The organism is Alteromonas sp. LOR (assembly GCF_000753865.1).
Lineage (GTDB): Bacteria > Pseudomonadota > Gammaproteobacteria > Enterobacterales > Alteromonadaceae > Alteromonas.
Map to the genome: position 1 here is coordinate 17,035 of NZ_JQFW01000027.1, position 18,175 is coordinate 35,209.

General features: G+C 44.9%; 12 protein-coding genes. All 12 read right to left on the reverse strand.

Translation table 11 applies throughout. The features are described 5' to 3' along the window. Positions 1-215: 215 nt before the first annotated feature. The 12 genes from JV36_RS0110045 to JV36_RS0110100 all read right to left on the reverse strand — a co-directional run bounded on the left by JV36_RS0110045 (position 216) and on the right by JV36_RS0110100 (position 18,174). Positions 216-1,517, reverse strand: coding sequence for a glycoside hydrolase family 2 TIM barrel-domain containing protein (locus JV36_RS0110045; protein ID WP_052010275.1), 1,302 nt, complete (start codon positions 1,515-1,517; stop codon positions 216-218). Between the two features lie 110 nt (positions 1,518-1,627). Then, positions 1,628-4,375: a TonB-dependent receptor gene (locus tag JV36_RS0110050; RefSeq protein WP_052010276.1), complete on the reverse strand. Its 2,748-nt coding sequence runs from the start codon at positions 4,373-4,375 to the stop codon at positions 1,628-1,630. Between the two features lie 11 nt (positions 4,376-4,386). Then, entirely contained in the window at positions 4,387-7,755 is a 3,369-nt protein-coding gene (locus JV36_RS19240) for a glycoside hydrolase family 16 protein (RefSeq protein ID WP_052010277.1), read from the reverse strand. A gap of 781 nt (positions 7,756-8,536) precedes the next feature. Further along, entirely contained in the window at positions 8,537-9,187 is a 651-nt protein-coding gene (gene tmpT, locus JV36_RS0110060; RefSeq protein ID WP_032096991.1) for a thiopurine S-methyltransferase, read from the reverse strand. A 166-nt stretch (positions 9,188-9,353) separates the two neighbouring features. Then, positions 9,354-9,710 (reverse strand): outer membrane protein assembly factor BamE, encoded by a 357-nt coding sequence (locus JV36_RS0110065; RefSeq protein ID WP_032096992.1) that lies wholly within the window; start codon positions 9,708-9,710, stop codon positions 9,354-9,356. A gap of 123 nt (positions 9,711-9,833) precedes the next feature. Continuing rightward, positions 9,834-11,519, reverse strand: coding sequence for a DNA repair protein RecN (recN, locus tag JV36_RS0110070; RefSeq protein WP_032096993.1), 1,686 nt, complete (start codon positions 11,517-11,519; stop codon positions 9,834-9,836). 537 nt (positions 11,520-12,056) lie between these two features. Further along, a complete protein-coding gene (locus JV36_RS0110075; RefSeq protein WP_032096994.1) occupies positions 12,057-12,401 on the reverse strand; it encodes a DUF805 domain-containing protein in 345 nt (114 codons plus the stop codon). A gap of 498 nt (positions 12,402-12,899) precedes the next feature. Continuing rightward, entirely contained in the window at positions 12,900-13,409 is a 510-nt protein-coding gene (gene dps, locus JV36_RS0110080) for a DNA starvation/stationary phase protection protein Dps (protein WP_032096995.1), read from the reverse strand. 461 nt (positions 13,410-13,870) lie between these two features. Then, a complete protein-coding gene (gene nadK / locus JV36_RS0110085; protein WP_032096996.1) occupies positions 13,871-14,746 on the reverse strand; it encodes an NAD(+) kinase in 876 nt (291 codons plus the stop codon). Positions 14,747-14,814: 68 nt separating this feature from the next. Then, positions 14,815-15,597 (reverse strand): 3-hydroxybutyrate dehydrogenase, encoded by a 783-nt coding sequence (locus JV36_RS0110090; RefSeq protein ID WP_032096997.1) that lies wholly within the window; start codon positions 15,595-15,597, stop codon positions 14,815-14,817. Further along, complete coding sequence (locus tag JV36_RS0110095; protein WP_081926593.1) at positions 15,590-16,780, reverse strand: extracellular catalytic domain type 2 short-chain-length polyhydroxyalkanoate depolymerase; 1,191 nt, start codon at positions 16,778-16,780, stop codon at positions 15,590-15,592. Before JV36_RS0110095 ends, JV36_RS0110090 begins: the two co-directional genes overlap by 8 nt. An 8-nt stretch (positions 16,781-16,788) precedes the next feature. Beyond that, on the reverse strand, positions 16,789-18,174 hold the full coding sequence (locus JV36_RS0110100) for an E22 family MetX-like putative esterase (RefSeq protein ID WP_081926594.1): 1,386 nt from the start codon (positions 18,172-18,174) through the stop codon (positions 16,789-16,791). Position 18,175 lies beyond the last annotated feature (1 nt).

Here is an 18,175-nt window from a genome sequence, read left to right on the forward strand (position 1 = left end):
GGAAATTAGCAATAATTAGACCTTAGTCTAAGATATTGAAAAAATGAGAGTTTGTTTCGAAAGGTTTTGACTGTCAGGATCCATAAGTGCAAAGAATTCACTCACCGTGAATCAATTTCACAGGGTAAAAAAGAAAGCGTCATTTGACATATTATTAAATGTTGTGAGAAAGCGAATAGAAGTAAGCGGGAGCAGATCATTAATCACAATGAAGCTCACTTTACAAAAAACGGTATATTCGCGTGAGCGGCGTTACCGGTTCCATCATACACATAGGCGTATAGCCGATAGGCCCCCGGTGTTTTCGGTGCTTCAAATTCAATTTTTTGAGCAGAAGTATCTTTAATCAATCCATCCACAATCTCAGGAACTTCCTCTTTATCACCACCTACTTGTGTTGCTGTCGATTCCTTTCTTATTTCCCACTTGAAGGTTAGTGGGTCTTTATCAGGGTCTACCGCATTGAGAGTTGCTTCATACTTATCACCCATAAAAAGGTACACGTTATCAAAGGCTACCTTGCCATCTAAGCCAATAGGGCTAACCCGGGGTGTTCGATTTTCTGGCCACCTGCCTGTCCATATATATTGCATTACATCAACAGCTTCTGTGCGCTCGCCAGAGTCTAAAAACATGCCGTACCAGGTGCTGGTGCGTTCTTGTTTTTGACCCCATAAAAACACATAGTTGCCAATAACTTGCTTTGCGTGGGGCTGAATAGCTTTTAAATAGCTCTTGGCATAGTTACTGGCCTTTTCAGAACTTGTTGTTTCTACAGGGGCTCCCCATTTTGTTTTGTACACTTCCCAGTGGCCTACAGCGCCCCATTCGGTGATCATATAAGGGCCTGTGTAGCCGTAAGACTTGATATACTTGGGTAGGTTTACCACATCGGCATAAAGCTGAAAGCTAATGAAGTCTAATGATGTTGCTCGCTGGGTAATAGCATCCATGGCTTTTTTGTCAAAGCCAGCCATCGTTGTGGTAGTGGGGTGGTGTGGATCTACGCTTTTGATCATTTCTGCGGTTTGGTTTACCGCGTCGTAAACCTTCGGGTTAGTGAAATCGAAGTTCAATTCGTTACCAATAAACCACGTGAGTAGAGCAGGGTGGTCTTTGTATTTCATCACTTCTGCTTTCACCCGTTTTAATTGCGCTGCCACTGCAGATGAGTCATTGTAATCGAAGCCGTGGCGCTCCCGCGCAAAATCTATCCCTAAAGACACAGTCATCCCTAACTCATGAGCTTTATCTAAAAGTTCGGATGCTGAATAAGCGCCACCGTCAATAGACCAAGTACGAACAGAGTTAGCGCCATGTGCCTTCAAGGTTTTTAAATCAGCGCCATCCGCACCTGCACCTTTAACCACATAATGTTTACCTGCCCGCGTTAACACATAGCCTCCGTCTGAGGCTTTAGTTACCTCTACGTGAATAGCTGTAGCAAATAGGCAGGGTGAAAATAGTGCTAATACAGCGATTACAAAATGTGTTTTTAAACGATGAAGTCTGGTCACTGCATCACTCCTTAAGCGTGCCTAACGGTTTTCAATAACATGTAAATGCGGCGACACCCAAATGAGGGTGTCGCCGTCCGTAATCAATTTTTAGATAACTCAAACCTTAATTAGTAAGTGTAGCGCATGCGCACACCAAAGGTTCTAGGGCGCGTGAAGAAGCGTGTGTTATCAAATTGGGTAATAATGGTTGCAGCAGTGCGAACCTCATCAAACAGATTGTTAGCGAACGCTTCAAATCTAAGTGCACCATCGCCGTGGGTGTAACCTAAACCTGCGTCGACGGTCCAATAAGCGTCTACGCTGTCGTCTAGACGGCGGCGCGGGTTGTCAGGGTTTTGATAATCAATGCTGTTAAAAATAGTGAGAAACTGCTCATCCCGCCAACCTGCAGATATAACGTAATCAATGGTGCCAGAACTGATATCAAACACCTGGCTTAAGCTTGCATTGAGTTGAAAGCGAGGTGTGCGGGGCAGTCGGTTGCCGTCAATAGACTGAAACACTGCTTCATCGGGTGCCACATCTGCTTGAAAACGAGAGTCTTGAATATCTTGGCTGTCTTCAATTTCTGCCTCAAGCCACAATGCTGTCCAGTTAAGGTTAATATCGTAGGGTAGCTCAAACTTACCATCAAACTGCATACCATAAATGGCTGAATCTGCGGCGTTGAAGCTAAACGAAACCACCAATGCACCTGGCGTTGCATCGAGGGGGTCTACGGGGGCGCCTGAATTGAATTCAAGGGCCTGCTCTACGGAGAGTAGGTTAGTAAACACCTGATCGCGATAGTCGTTATAAAACGCTGAAAAATTAAATGTAGTAGGCACGTCGCCCAAATCAAACTCATTTTTTGAGCCAAACTCAAACAAAGTGACGCTTTCTTCTTGATAAGTTGGCGCTAGAGTAAGCCCTGTCGTTGGATCGCTAAACGTATCGTTGAAGCCGCCAGATTTGTGGCCCGTTGCAATTAATCCATACACAAGCTGATCGTTGTTTAAGTCGTGCTCAATACGTAAACGCCAGTCGACAAAGTTGTTATCAATGCGTCCGTCCTGAACGGTAATTGAGTTGTTTGGTGAAATGGGCACAGCAAACGAGTGGGTGCCGTCTTGATTACAAATCAGGTTGTCGGTTACGTCGCTATCTGAGCACGCAGGACGCACGTCTGCGCCGCCCGGAGTAATGCCGTTAGCAAAAATATCATCAAGGGTGTCTCGCTCGCCAAACTGAGCAATACCGTCGAAGTAAAAGTTTAAAAATTCAGCATCGGATACCGCGCCGTCACCATCTTGATCAGGCTCATAAATAGAGCGTCCAAATCCTGCAAACGCAAATCCTTCAGTGCCAACGCGAGCTCCCATACAGCAACCAAACGGGTTGCCGGTATTGACATCAAACCCACCCAACGCAAACGCATAGCGTGCGTTCACACCTTGTCGAGTTTTTGTGTCTTCAGTATAACGAAGACCCATTGTGAGGCGGGTGTCAGCACTAAACTCATAGGTGGCGTCGCCATAGACAGAAAATGAATCGGTATCCGTATTTGGTTGATTAAATTCAGCCCCTTGGAAAAAGCCGCCTCTATCGCCAGCCGATGCTAAAAACGTTTGCTGTCTCTCATTAAATAAGAAGATACCTGCGGTGTAAGTTAAGCGACTGGTATCATCATCAGATAGCAGACGCAGTTCGTGAATAATCGACTCTGAATCTGTTAAAAATTGAAAGCGTGAAAAGTCATCAATTGCTTGGTCTAATGGGTCTAGTGCTTCAAGTACGCCAGGGAAATCAGGTGACAGCGGTGTGGCGGCTTGATAGTCGTAAATTAAGTCTCGATAACTGCCGTTGTATTCAAGTAAGGCCTTACCCATATCCCACGTCACTTCAATTTTAAATCCATCGTGGATGGTGTCTTGAATTGGAGTGAAGCCTCTTCCTACTACATCTCGAGGGTCTTCGATGTCATCGGGATCTATGCCCAGCCCTAGTGGTAACGCAAAGTTCGTGCCCGTATAGCCTGTGCCTTGTTCGCGTGCAAAGTCGTAAGATAAATAAATGCTCAGGTCCTCTGTTGGCTCGTAAAGCGCTTGGAAGCGCAAACCAAGATTGTCTGCTGCTTCAGCAAGCTCTAAGCCTAAGGGGCCGACATCGTTATAATACGAGTCGTGATCCACTTTAGTGCCGGCAATGCGAAACGCTAAGTTGTCAGTAGCAGGAATGTTCAACGCACCTGTTATAGAGCGCTGATTATAATTGCCCACCTCCACTTCGGCACTTCCATTCCACTGGTTTAAGGCAGGCCGCCAAGGAATGATGTTTACCGAGCCGGCGGTGGCGTTACGCCCGCGCAGCGTGCCCTGTGGGCCAACATTTACTTCCACTCTCGATATGTCAAAAAAAGCAGAACCAATACCCGAGGGACGAGGAATATAGACACCGTCCAAGTGAGTTGCAGCGGCAGGGTCGCCAAGCTCGGTGTTGTTGGAACTGCCTATACCTCTAATCCACACCTCCACGTTTCCTTGATTATTACCAATCTCAAGGCCGGGGATAGACTCGGCGATATCAGTAATATCCTGAATGCCCTGGGCTTTTAGATCCTCTCCAGAAAACGCAAAGGCAGTGCCCGCTAAGTCTTGTAAGTCCTGTGTTCTGCGCTCTACAGTGACAATAATTCGCTCTACGTCAGCGTCTTTTTTATCTTGTTCGCTTTCAGCTTCCTGTGCTGCTAACGAACTGCAGGTCATTAAAGCAACCGCAGCAATCAAAAGCCGTTTACTGGCGAAATGAACCTTTGTTCTGGCAGTATTCATAAACCCTTGCTCCGCGCTCGATACATTTTTATTGAAATATTTCATTGCGTCTCTCCTCACTCAGCTCGGGAAAATTCTACGTTGTCGTAGAAAATGCCGCTGGGGTTGTAGTCGGTGGCTGAGTTTGAGAACCCAAACTGAAGTATTTGACCGTCTAAGCTGTCTTCTAGCGTTGCCTGTACAGTAAAGCGAGTCCATTCACTGTTGCTGACTTCGCTCAAATCCACTCGAATATCAACGGATGAAGCAAATCCATTGTTAGGGTCGAGTACGCGAATGTAGGCGTACGCTGTGGTGGGTGGGGCAATACCACCCTCAAAAGGAGCTTTGGCATCGAACGAAAACGAATACTCGCCGGCATCAGATGCAGAGAATGTACGCTCCTGAAAACTAGCCGCTTCAATTGTGAGGCCGTTGCCATGGTCGGCGTTATTGTAATCGCTGAATACATTCAGATACTGAGTACCTTGGCTCTCAGTGGCTTCGCCTGAGGCATAGCTGGTAAATCCGCCAGCGTTGTTTGGTGATGGGAACGGCCCATAGCTATAGGCAAAATTACCATCCGCCCCAAATACCGCAGCGAAACTTAACCAGTTATCACCAATCTCACCACCGTTTGGGTCGCCACTTTCAAAGTCGCTGGCGTAGTTTATTCCACCAACAGCTAGGTTGAAGTCTATGTTATCAACGACAATTGCCGAGGGAGCAAAGCCAGTAGTGCGGTTTGTAAAACCAAACTCTAGCAACTGTCCAGCCATTGCCTCACCGTCAATATTGAAATCAACACTGAAGGTTTGCCAATCTGAGCTTGATAATGTGGATAAATCGATTTCCACACGCGCTGTAGTAGCAAAGCCATTTGATGGGTCTAAGGTTTGTACGTAAGCAGTCGCAACGGTGGGCTCGGCGATAGCACCTTCACTAGGCGCTCTTGCATCGAAGCTAAACGTGTATACACCGGTATCGTCTGCACTCAACGTGACTTGCTGGAAAGTCGCTGCCTGTATTAGCAGGCCATTACCATGGTCTTGGTTATTGTAGTCGTTAAAAATAACCAACTGTTGCGCACCTTGTCCTGCGCCACCTTGGTCAGTGGTGATATTGGCAAAGCTGTTGCTGTTTAACGGTGTTGCGAAGGGTTGGCCGTAATTGTAAACAAACCCGCCGTTAGCATCAAAAACGGTGCCAAAACTTTGCCAGTTTCCACCTAACGCTGCGCCGCTCCCGTCAACGCCCTCAAAGTCTGCAAAGAAACTTAAGGGCAACACCTCTACCTCTTCAATGTCGGTGGTCGGCTCCCAGCGCACGTTATCAATGATAAATGTTGAGGTAGCATTAACATCGGTGGTGGCCAACACTAAACCAGCACTTACATTGGCGGTATTGAGTCCACTATTAATAAGCTGACTCAGTGGAATTTCAATTTCTTGCCATTCGCCATCACCAGGGCGACCTATATCTTGTGGGCCACTTGTGCAGGGGAACACACAGTCTATTTGCATTGTTACGCTGTTGGTGTCACTGCCAAAATCTGAAACAAATATATCGAATACCACCGCACCGCTGTTATAGCCCGAGAGGTTAACGGGCTCGGTAGCGATAAACCAAACGCCGCTCTCTCCGTCACCATTGAAGGTAATCTCTATGACTTGGTCGCGAGCGGCATCATTAGCCGTTATCACTTCCCACTCTATTTTGTTCTCACCATCTGGATTACTACCATCGGTGTAGGTGGCAAACCCTGAGCCACTGTCACCTGCGCCAATGCCAAAGTCCCATAAAGGGTCGACGCTATCAATAAACACGTTTTGAGGTACGGTGGTGATACTCACAATGCCGCATGGCTTCGAGGACGGCGCACCACAGACTAAACTAATGTTGTCGAACTGAATGCGAGCAGCGCCACCCACGGGTTCAAGCACAATAAGGTTGAGAACCTGTTCAATATCAAGAGGGCCACCACCGAAAGCGCCAATATTACTTTGGATAACGTCGCTCAAGGCAAGGGATACAGACGTCCATTCATCCTGCGGTAAGTCGCTCAGAGGTACCTGTGTAAAGCCAATGTTTGGAAAGCCGCTGTCAACACCTACCTGCAGCAGTGTGGCCTCTGTAGACTCACTGTCTACGAAAAGGTCAAAGGTGAGCTCGCCGCCAAAAAATTCATTATTATCCGCTCTACCCATGCCAAACAACTCAAAGGTGTTGCCTTCTGGGTCGTTAATTTGGATATTACCGCCGCCGGAAGTGACAACTTCAATGACGGTACCTCTATCAGCGTCTGCAGCCTCGACTTCGGATACGGTAAGTGCTCCGTTGTTGTCGAAAACGCCAATACCTAGTGGACGCTCGCTGTTACTGTCAGGGAAGAGTACGCCAGGCCCGTTGTCGTATAAACTAAAGCTGTTTATCTCTACGTTTTGCGCAGGCGGGGTACCATCACCGCCTTGAGTGATAACGAACGGGTCAACTTGGTCAATACTATTTTCACACCCTAACCCATCATTTACAGGGGGAAGCGGACACTGATAAACCCGCACATAGTCCACGAGCATTTGCCCTGGAAATACATCAGTGTCGTTGGGATTTGGTGTGCCTGCCGGATCGCCACCTACAGCAAGGTTAAGAAGAAGATGCTGGTTTTCATTGAAGGGAGCATCTTCTTCGCCGGCTAAGAAGCCTTCCATTTGGTTTTTAAAATAGTAATTCCAATACGTATCTCGGCTAACTGTGAAGTAATGCACGCCATCGACAAACCAGCGTATACGCTGAGAATCCCATTCTACTGCATAATCATGAAAACCGTCGGTGGGGTCGACTTCAAATGTTTTGGTAGCGCTTTCATTTAATGGAAACCTTTGCCCATAGTGTACAGTACCTGCTACAAAAGGCGTGGCTTGTCCAAAAGACTCCATAATGTCTATTTCACCTTTTGCAGCCCATTCTCCAAAGGGCGAGGGGTCACTTCCCAGTGTCCAAAAGGCCGGCCACAGCCCAAGACCTTCAGGCACCTGTATGCGAGCTTCAATTCGCCCGTAGGTGAAATCTAAAATTCCTTGAGTGCGAAGCCTGCCGGAGGTAAATGCAAAATTCGGGTCTGGAGAGTCGCCTATGCGAGCCTCTATGACTAGTACACCGTCTTCAACAGTAATGTTGTCTGCGGTGTAGTATTGCTGCTCGTTATTACCCCAACCTGGTGGTAATCCTTCAGACGTCCCGTCTCCCAATTGAACTTCCCATTTATTCGTGTCTAGGGCATTGCCGTCAAACTCGTCTGCCCAAATTAATTCGTAATTGGCTGATGTTGGGGGAGGGGGATTCTCTAACGTACCTCCGATGGCCTCATCGTCGTTTTGACATCCGCCTAGTATCAATGTGCTGCCTGCAATTAATGCAAGGCCAAACCAAGTGTTGTTAGTGCTCATGCGGCATTACTCTCAAAGTGCGTAGTGTGTTTTCTATCTCGTTTTTTAGTGCAAATGTCACTGTGAGAGTCCAAATAGAAACTTGCACAGTGAAACTGCGCTACCCTTCACGGCGAATTCCAACGAAAGGTAGAGAAAACAACGACTTAGAACTCTGATTACGAGTAGATACTCATCGAGCACACAGGCTTGATTAGACGACAGCGAATACCTATGCAAGAACTTCATTCTAAGTATTAGGGCGCTGGGTACACCTAGCACGCGCAAACATTCAATAATCAATAAGAAGCGTTGGTATAAAGCTCAACGCTTTTCAGAACACTGTGTATCGTGGTTTTCTGAATTTGATATTAGTTCAAGACTATAATTGTGCAAATGTTGATTTATTACATTTTTTTTACATATGTAGCGAATTAGACTTAAGTCTAAATTACTGATTTTATGATAGTTATAGGATAAGCAAAACGAGGAATTGGGGACAGATAAGCCACTTTAACCTGACTTATTTAACTTATAAAACGAGGAAATGACCTAGATATTAATAAAAAACGCGTTTTGCTGTGGGTGTGAGAAGACTAGATGGGGAGACAACTCGATTGGGAATTTTTAACCTAACATCGAAAGTACTAATGAATGCATTAATGTGGGTACTTATAAGGATACTAATAAGGAGAATCACAAGTGAACCTGCAGCGTGAACGGATTGTTGTGAGCTCTTAAGTGCAAAAACTTGAACCCAGAACTAAGCACTACGATTAAAGACGAAGCCTAAAGACTAAGCTTAAAGACTGAGCTTAAAGACCAGGCTGTCTGCTTTCACTTTTCTTTTTAAACCGCCTTCTACATTAGAGCGCTCAAGCTGCGAAATTGAATAATTGCTAGCATACATATCAGCAACCATTTCGTCATTCACACAAAAAGGAGGACCTGGCAGTTCACTCTGGTCATAGTCGAATGTGATAACTAATTGGGGGGCGTTATGAGTTATGTCTATAAGGTGGTTAGCGTACTTTCGACGAAGATCATCGGGCAAAGCAACTAATGCTGCTCTATCATACACACCTGTTATTTCGCCAATGTCATCACGACGAAGTGCAAAAATATCACCAACAAAAATGGTAAGGTTAGGGGCTGAATATACTTTACCCTTAGACGAAGACTTAACAGTGGGAGTAATGTTGAGATCGTCGAACAGCTGTGTAATAGCCACCTCGCTAAGCTCTGCACCAACAACCTGACAGCCTTTTGACAGCAGCCATGCAATATCTCTAGTTTTCCCGCACAAGGGCACAAAGATTCGCTTTTGTGAGGCTTCATTACTACCTGGGCCTAATAAAACATCACTATATTTCACCAACAAGGCATTGCCAGTGGGTTCATGAAACCCAATTTCATTATTGTGCCATTTGCTGTGCCAAAAGCTATGTTCCATATTAATACCCTAAATCAAATACCCTATATCTAGTGCTTTAAGTCTAATGCCTGAATCTAACAGCTTAAATATAATATCGTAGAAAATATAAGCACATTTAAAAAAGCAGGTTAATAACCTGCTTCTGTTCTATTTTTCTGCATTGCTGTAAAACGACGTCTTTGAATTACTCGTCGAGAGGAGTATTGAAGTCTTCAGACAGTTCAAAGTCGCCTTCAACGTTTGCCACTTTATTGTCTACAAACGTGATGATCATCTGACGCTGGAAGTCGTCGCCTCGGTCTTTCATGCCACGCTTCATATCGTAAACGTAATACCACGTGTCGCTATCAAAAGAGTCTTGAACAACAGGGTTACCTAGCACGTAGATAACTTGCTCTTTTGTCATATTAATACGCAATTTTTCAACATCACGCTGATCGAGAAAATTGCCCTGCGGAACGTCAATTCTGAAAATCCAGTTAGAACAAGCTGTGGTAGTAAATGTAATGCAAAGAATAACTATAAGATGGTGCAACTTCATGCGTATATAAGTCCAGTATTGCCTTTGTTAGTGCCTAAAGGTTTCCTCATAAGGAAACCTCAGCTGTTTTAATGCAAGCGCGAAGGCATGCTACATTGACAACTATGACCAATCAACTGCATTTTAGTTCGATGAAGCGCTTTTTAGCAGCTCTTTTGCGTTAGCAAGTGCCGATTTGGTTACTTTGTCGCCAGCTAACAGTCGGGCGAGTTCGTCAATTCGGTCTTGTTTCGTCAGCGGTATCATCTGTGTTTCTGTACTTTCGCCATCAGTAAGCTTGGTAACAAAAAGCTGGTTATGTGCTTGTGCCGCCACTTGAGGTAAATGGGTGACACACATAACCTGAGACTGCTTTCCTAATTTTCTTAGCAGTGCACCTACAATTGAAGCGGTTGGTCCGCTAATACCGGTGTCCACTTCGTCAAAAATCATAGTGGGGGTAGCATGGCTATCGCTAGCAATAACCTGAATAGCTAAACCTATTCGAGAAAGCTCACCGCCTGATACCACTTTCTCCAATACGTCGGCATCTTGCCCAGGGTTCGTTGATACTTTAAAGGCAATCGTATCTAACCCATTAACTGCGGGCTTTTTCAGCTCGTCATAAAGAATATCAATATACACTTTAGCGTGCGGCATATTCATTTGCTGAATTTGTGATTCAATGTCGTTTGCAAAACTTTGAGCTGCTTTCATTCGGCTTTCAGATAAACTGCTTGTTGCCACCAAATAATGTTGTCTTGCTGCTTCAACATCGTGTTCGAGTGTGCCTAGTAAGCTTTCCTGCTCGCCAAGTGCAGCAAATTCTTGCGACAATAACTGGTGATGTTGAGCAAGTTCTTCAGGCGTTACGGCGTGTTTACGAGCCAGCTCCATCGCTTTTGAATAGCGGGCTTCAACCTGCTGTAAACGCAGAGGGTCTATTTCCAATTGATCGCAGTAACCACGCAGTTCGCTTGCTGCTTCTTCAACTTGAATTGATGCGTCGTTAAGGAGGGCGATGATAGGCGTTAGGCTCGCATCGTGTGCTTCTAATTCGCCAAGCTTCTCGATACTGCTTTGAATAACGGTCAGCGCATTCCCTTCATCATTTTCATAGAGGTTATACACACTGGTTTGCGCTTGTTCTAATAAACTCTGACCGTTGCTTAAGCGTTTGTGCTCAATTTCAAGTTCTTCAAATTCGCCATTCTCAATGGCAAACTCGTCGAGTTCTTGCACCTGATAGGTAAGTAACTGCAGACGATCTTCTCTTTGTTGAGCTTTCGAACGCAGTTCATTGAGCGTTTTTTGTTTGTCTCTCCACGAGCCATAAGCGTCTTTTACATCATTCATTAAATGAGTATGGTCTGCGTAACTATCAATAAGCTGGCGCTGATAATCTTCTTTTAATAGCTGTAGATGGGTGTTTTGACCATGAATGGAAAGCAGTGTTTGGCCGAGACCTTTTAGTTGCTGCAAAGATACTGGAGTGCCGTTAATGAAGGCTTTTGAGCGACCTTCTTTCGATATTACCCGGCGGATAAAGCAGCTGGTTTCATCTTCATCCGAGGTTAATTCATGTTCGTCGAGAAACGCTTTTGCACTTGCATTATCAGCAAGTGAAAAGTGCGCCACTATTTCGGCTTTTGCTGAACCTTTTCTTACCGCATTTGCATCGGCCCTTTCACCAAGGCACAAGCTTAGGGCATCAATGGCAATTGATTTACCTGCCCCGGTCTCACCTGTAACCGCAGTGAGGCCATTTTCAAAATGAACAGAAAGTTGTTTTACAACGGCAAAATTTGATATCGAAAGATTCGCTAACATAACCACACTCTAATAAAGTTGAACATGATGATATATACAGTACATGTAAATATATACAGTATTCTTGAGATGTAAAGTATAGTCGAATGTAATCTGTCGATTTGCGAGGTGTTATTTGCCGAAAATTTTTATCTGACCCACTATTTATGGGGGCTGTACAGGTTTTACGATATTTTTATGCGTGCCTTGCCTATTGCGCTTTACTATTGCAACTGTTGTTGCACTTGCTTTTTGCACTTGTTTTTACAATTAGCTATCGCGATGCGCTGTTGCATTGGCCTGGTGCAACTTCATATTGTAGTCGATTGACGCTAATTGAAATAAAACTACTATAAAAAAGGAATAACAATTAGGAAGAAAAAACGCATGAGAGTGAAATTCATCATGCGCTTTATTACACGTCACTTGTTACTTATACAGGTAAACCACAAAACTATTTGCTAAGGCAATTACCTAAAACCTAAGCCTATAACTAAAACCTAAGCCTATAACTAAAACCTAAGCCTATAAACTTAAACCCAAGCCTACAACTGAAACCTAAAGACTAGCTTTAGGGTTTGGCCCATATTCATTATCATCATGGCTGTCTTGCGCTAAGAGAATAATCAAAATAATTGAGCCAATTATCGGAATTAGATTGAGTAGCTGCCACCAACCTGAGCGGCCAGTGTCATGTAAACGCCTTGCGCCTGCACTCAGTAAGGGGATTAATAATGCAAGGGCGTAAATCATCGTTATAAATTCAGTGCCAAGGAAGTATCCAACAGCTGAACACACAATGTAAAAAATAATGTAGAACAGATAAAACATCCAGTATTCTGTGCGCCGCGCACGGCCTGTAAAATCAGCATAGTGTTTAAGCGCTTTTGTAAAATAGTCCATTAAATGGAACTCCTTTTTGTCTAATGATGTTTGGTTACGGTAATCGGCGATGAATTACGTCAGACTAGCCATATACCTCTATTTAAGTGTTGTTTTTAATTTTTGTTTTTTTGCACCATGTTTTTTGGCTGCAAATAATATTTCTAAGCAGAAGGTATTAAGCCGTAGGAGTATTTTTTGATTTGTATATAAATTAGTTTTTTATAAACAAAGCACACACTTTCCAATGTTCGTAAGACCTCTGCTTCGAAATTTAGCCTACAACTTTTTTTGCCAGTGGTCACTGTAAAGTTAATGGCAATTCCACCTCATGTAATTACTCGCATTACGTTAAAGATAGATACAAGTGAGTAAGCAAAGAAAATCGTTTGGGAAAAAATGTGAGGAAAGTAAAAAATAGGGAAAGAGAAGAAGTAAGACAAGGGAATATAGAAAAAAAAAAAGGAAGGCCTCGGTGGCCTTCCTTTATTTTCCTAACGGTACTGTTTACCGATGGAACTATTGGGCTAGTTCGCCGCTACCTGATTCTAAATGCGCTCTTACGAACCATTGGAACTGCTCTAGTTCAGCTAACTGACCTGTAATCATATCTTCCGACACTGGGTCCAAGTCGCCTAAGCCTTCAATCGCCTTGCGGTGATCGCCATTTACACCGTCATACACTGCATCTAGCGCTTTTAAATGGTCAGTCACTAGGCCCTTGCCTAACTCATAATCATTCCACGAGCGACCCTCTACAATGGCTTTGGGTGTGCCTTTCGGTACGCCGCCCAGTGTGGCAATTCGTTCTGCAATGGTATCAGTCATTTCGCGCACTGCATCAACTTGTGGGTCTAGCATTTCGTGCACACCAATGAAGTTTGGACCTACTACATTCCAGTGAATGTGCTTCAGGGTGAGCTGCAGATCAAGTAGCGCCACTAAACGTTGCTCTAACGTTTTGATAGTGCTTGCTGCAGTTTCGTTATCCATACCTGGTGCAGTAAATTTAAGTTCGTTGTTACTCATAATAATAAACTCCTTATTATCGCTTCAGTAAATAGGTGTTGATAATACTTATCGAGTCTTTCGACCTTCAAAAGTTATGTTGAAACAACATAGATTATCGAGCCAGTTGCTTAAGGTGTTGCAACCGGTATGCCGACTTGTACCAAAATTATAAGTAACTAATTTAATTGAATAAATTCGCAAAGGTTAATTTTTCTTTATTTTTCAATGTGATAGGTTTATCTAAAAGGTGCGAAAAAGATGCTCGAAATATGAATAGCCGTGTAAAATATTCAGTGTTCTTTGTATGGCAGGGCGAACATTAGGTAGAAAAGCCGGTTAACTTGCCACAAAGTTCGCTAGGCTCGAGAAATTCGAAAACTTTACGAAGACAGGGTAAATGAAGCCATAGATGTTTAGTCTACATCTGCAGTATTCACACGTATGGCGGCCACACGTATGGCAGAAGGCGAGTCCCTACATTAGTAGAGCTTACTGCCCCAGCCCAGCTTTTTACGCAATACGTTAAAGTAGCTATAGCCCTTAGGGTGTACTAAGTGAAGTTTATCGATACTTTTGTTTATGCGAATTTCATCGCCAGGTAAAACCGGCAATACAATGTGGCTGTCGCAGCTTACTTGCAACGAGTCACTATTCACTTTTGACACTTTCATCGATACCTGGCTGTCGGCGTCTACCACAATAGGTCTGCTGCTCAGAGTATGGGGAAACATGGGCACTAAGGTTAGCGCATCAAGTTTTGGCATAATGATGGGCCCGCCTGCGGAGAGCGAATAGGCGGTTGAGCCCGTTGGCGTTGCTACAATGAGTCCATCACTGCGCTGGCTAAACACAAACTGTTCGTCGATATAAATCTCGAACTCCATCATGTGCGCCACTTTTCCGTGGTGGAGTACGACTTCATTGACCGCTGAGCTATTACTTTTTAACTTCTCGTGACGGTAAACGCCCACTTCCAGTAAAAAGCGTTCTTCAACGAAACACTCGCCGTTAAAGATGTAGTCAAGTTGCTGAATGATATCGTCGGGATGAATGTCGGTGAGAAAACCTAAGTTACCTCTATTCACACCCACAACATGGATATCAAAACGGGCAAGTACGCGGGCGGCGCCAAGCATGCTGCCATCTCCACCAACGACAACGGCTAGGTCAGCTTCTTTACCGATAGCGACAAGGTCGCAGCTTCTAATGTTGTCGGTTTCTAGCTCTTGAGCAATACTTTCCTCTACCAACACCTCGCATCCTTTGGCGAGTAAATAATCGGCAAGTAAATTTAAGCTGTCGTGAGTGGCCTCGTGCTGAGGTTTTCCAATTAAAGCAACGGTTTGGTAGGGCATGGAACGCTAATGTCCTCTCATTTCCAATGATTTGGACATTAGCACAAGTGTTTTGTAAAAGGGAAGTTTTACCTTGCGGTCCAGCCGCCATCTAGGGTTATTGCTTGACCTGTAATGTTCTTGGCGCTGTTTGTCATTAAAAATGCGGCAGTATCGGCGAGTTCTTGAACTTCAATAAACTGCTTCTTCGGCATAGGTTCAAGCATGATTTTTTTCACTACTTCGTCCTCGGTCATATTGTTTTCCTTGGCTTGAGCCGCTATTTGTTGCTCAACTAAGGGAGTTTTTACATAGGCCGGACACAAGGTATTAATAGTAATATCATAGTCACCAGTCTCTAATGCCACAGTTTTAGCAAGTCCTAGCAAGCCATGCTTCGCGGCCACATAGGCCGACTTAAACGGCGAGGCTACAAGAGAGTGAATAGAGCCCACGTTAATAATACGCCCAAAATTTTGTGCTTTCATGGCTGGTAATAGCGCTTGGGTGGTTAGGGCAGGGCCAACCAGCATAATATTAATCAACTGCTGCCATTTTTCAGCAGGAAAATCTTCAAGGTTTGAAACGTGTTGGATGCCAGCGTTATTAATTAGTACGTCGACGGTGAGCTTACCGAGTACTTCAGGTAAGGCAGCAATTTGCGCTGCGTCACACACATCTACCGCCACTGCGCTCGCGCTGCCATCATTAATACTGCCAAACTTACTGGCCAGCACCGCTGCCGCCTCTTGCGCAGCACTTTCGTTAATATCCGCCACAATAACGTGATGACCCTGTTTTACCAACGTCTCTGCGATGCCTAAACCAATACCACTGGCTCCTCCAGTAATAAATACCGTTCGCTTATTCATCAAAGCCTTCCTGTTTCATAGATTCTATCTTGTGCTGTGTCTTAATTCGCTGTGCACTAGTTTGCTGTGCACTAGTTTGCTGTGCGATTGCCTGGTGTGGCGAAGGCTGTGCAACTTGAGACATTGCTTGAGGCGTTACTTGAGATACAGCTTTAGTTGTTGGCGAGGGTAACGTATCAAGAGAGTGTAAAAGCGAATTCACCGCCTTTATCTGATCGCCATCTCTGTTGGCATAGTCCTTTGAGGCATATCCCCACCAGTCCCAGCAACCTTGTGGGTTTAGCGGCATAAAGAGTGATTTTTTTGTTTGCGGATACAGCACAATCATATTGTTGTCATCGGCCCAGTCATTCAGCCCTGTTTGCGACGTATAGGCATCGTCCACAGCGTCAGCGTATTGGTTGCAGCCGTGAAAGCTGATGTGTGCCCGACAGCTTTCTCCGCTTGCGCAGCTTTGCGGTACGTAAACAAAGCCTTCGCTGGCCAGTGTTTTGGCATTGCTGCCTGCAATGTCCTGTTGGTTAATGGTATGCAGCGAACCTGACAGTTCATCGTCTGGTGCAGTTAACCCTTCAACAAGATGGTTAAGCATGTCGCCAGCGGCGTCATAATCGCAGTTACCAATAAACGGGCTTTCTGATGTCATACAGTCTGTTCCGTTCGTTTTCGTTGGAAACAGGTGAGCGATAGACATATCGTTAACGTATTTTATGTTTTGAGTGTCTGTCCACATTGTGTATTGCTCGAATAAAGCATCGCTAACTTCACTGGCAATTCGCACGTCACGCTTGCCATGAAATAACCACACCTTGGCATCTTTCATATTGTCTAAGTCAGCAAGTTTTCCCGCCTTTGCATATTGTGCCGCTTGCTCACTTAAAACCATTAAATCTGGCTTGGTGTCGGTCTTGTTGACGCACTGGGCAAGTGCCGTTGTAATATCGCCCTTGGCACAAAAGTAGGGGCCAGCTGCCAAAACCCCTACACCCTTAACCCAATCGCTGTGGGCCAGTTGAAACTGTGTAGCCATATATCCACCAGAAGACAACCCCGATACGGTGACGTCAGATAAGTCGAGAGATAGCTCCGGCATGCCTTCTTGTTTTGTTTGCGCGTGTAAGGCAATGGAAAAGCAAAGGCTACTTGCCAAGGCTGCTTTGATAATAGTGTTAATCGTCATCATAAAATCCTTTACTCATTTTCCAAAAACTGGCGAATAGCGGTTGCCTGTTTTGATATATTTGCCACGCCCTCTAGGTGTCCAAGTGACCCTTGAAGTTCGGTATATTCGCTGTTATTTCCCTGCTGCTTAAGCGTTTGATGTGCATGTTGAGCTAAATAGGGCATCAGTAATAAATCAGAATCGGCAGGCAGAAACAGCGTCTTCGCCTTAATGGTGTCTAGTCCCGCATCTAGGTTTTCTTTATGTCCTGCGACAAAAAGCTGGCACGCTCTTACTAGATACAGCAGGTGATTGGCATCCATCTTTTTACCACGGGCGGCCGCCCGCGCTTTTAACCACTTTGTGATGGAATGTTGTTCGTTAATACTGGATAGGGGAGCTTGCTCTACGTTTTTAAAGCCTAGCATATTACCTTGAGCGTTAAAAAACTCAGGGGTTAGGGCATTTTGCGTTATCAGCATCAGCGATGCGGTAAGTCCATCCGTTGGCGCTTCTTTTGGCGAGTAATTACCCTTGTTCCATTTTTTATCGAGTCTGATGGGCGTAGCCCAATGCTCAAGAGCCGTGGTCGTCCACGCGTCGCTTTCCCCCGCGCCTATTACCGATAACATTCTAGGTACCCAACTTGGGTAGGCACTTGCCCAATCAATGGCCTGCATGGCGCCCATTGAAGGCCCTACCACCGCATGAAGTTTCTTGATGCCTAAGCTTTCTAATAAGGCTTTTTGCACATTAACAAAGTCGCGAATAGTCACTACTGGAAAGTCTAATCCGTAGGGTTTTCCTGTAGATGGATTAATGGTGGCGGGCCCGGTGGTGACCACCTTTTCATCATAAGCGTTTAAATTCACCAAGGTGTCTGCACTTATAACGAAAAAGCGGTTGGTATCAATGGCTTTGTCTGGGCCAATAATACTATCCCAGTACCCTGCATTTTCATCTAGAGCGCTGTATTTCCCTGCTGCATGGGAAGTGCCAGAAAAGTAATGGGTAATTAAAATCACATTGTCCTTTTGTGCATTAAGCTTTCCGTAGGCTTCCCAGCCTATCTTTACATCGTTAATTGTTTTGCCACCAAAGGTAGTAAACTTGTCCATGTGAAAGGTGTGCTTATTTACCAACAAGGTAGGTTGCTGTTGCTCATCGATACTCACTTCGTCGTTAGCCAGCACAGCGGTGGTTGCCAGTGCAGACAGTAAAAACAGCGCCGCTATAGACCTAATTGTTAGCTTAGTTGCTAACTTAGTTGGGAGTGCAACTTGCACGCCGGTGCCTTGGCTGCCGCCAGACCTTCCGCCAAACAAGATGCCAGTTTTAGCAGGGCGAAAAAGTGAAGGTTGCCTGGCAGTGCACGTATTCGCTAGCACTAGAAAGTCGTGAAAACGCTGATTCATA

Bases quoted from the DNA above. Each gene is read 5' to 3' on its own strand.
- JV36_RS19240 (WP_052010277.1), bottom strand. From the start codon at position 7,755: ATGAGCACTAACAACACTTGGTTTGGCCTTGCATTAATTGCAGGCAGC.
- recN (WP_032096993.1), bottom strand. From the start codon at position 11,519: ATGTTAGCGAATCTTTCGATATCAAATTTTGCCGTTGTAAAACAACTT.
- JV36_RS0110050 (WP_052010276.1), bottom strand. From the start codon at position 4,375: ATGAAATATTTCAATAAAAATGTATCGAGCGCGGAGCAAGGGTTTATG.
- JV36_RS0110065 (WP_032096992.1), bottom strand. From the start codon at position 9,710: ATGAAGTTGCACCATCTTATAGTTATTCTTTGCATTACATTTACTACC.
- tmpT (WP_032096991.1), bottom strand. From the start codon at position 9,187: ATGGAACATAGCTTTTGGCACAGCAAATGGCACAATAATGAAATTGGG.
- JV36_RS0110090 (WP_032096997.1), bottom strand. From the start codon at position 15,597: ATGAATAAGCGAACGGTATTTATTACTGGAGGAGCCAGTGGTATTGGT.
- JV36_RS0110095 (WP_081926593.1), bottom strand. From the start codon at position 16,780: ATGATGACGATTAACACTATTATCAAAGCAGCCTTGGCAAGTAGCCTT.
- JV36_RS0110100 (WP_081926594.1), bottom strand. From the start codon at position 18,174: ATGAATCAGCGTTTTCACGACTTTCTAGTGCTAGCGAATACGTGCACT.
- nadK (WP_032096996.1), bottom strand. From the start codon at position 14,746: ATGCCCTACCAAACCGTTGCTTTAATTGGAAAACCTCAGCACGAGGCC.
- dps (WP_032096995.1), bottom strand. From the start codon at position 13,409: ATGAGTAACAACGAACTTAAATTTACTGCACCAGGTATGGATAACGAA.
- JV36_RS0110075 (WP_032096994.1), bottom strand. From the start codon at position 12,401: ATGGACTATTTTACAAAAGCGCTTAAACACTATGCTGATTTTACAGGC.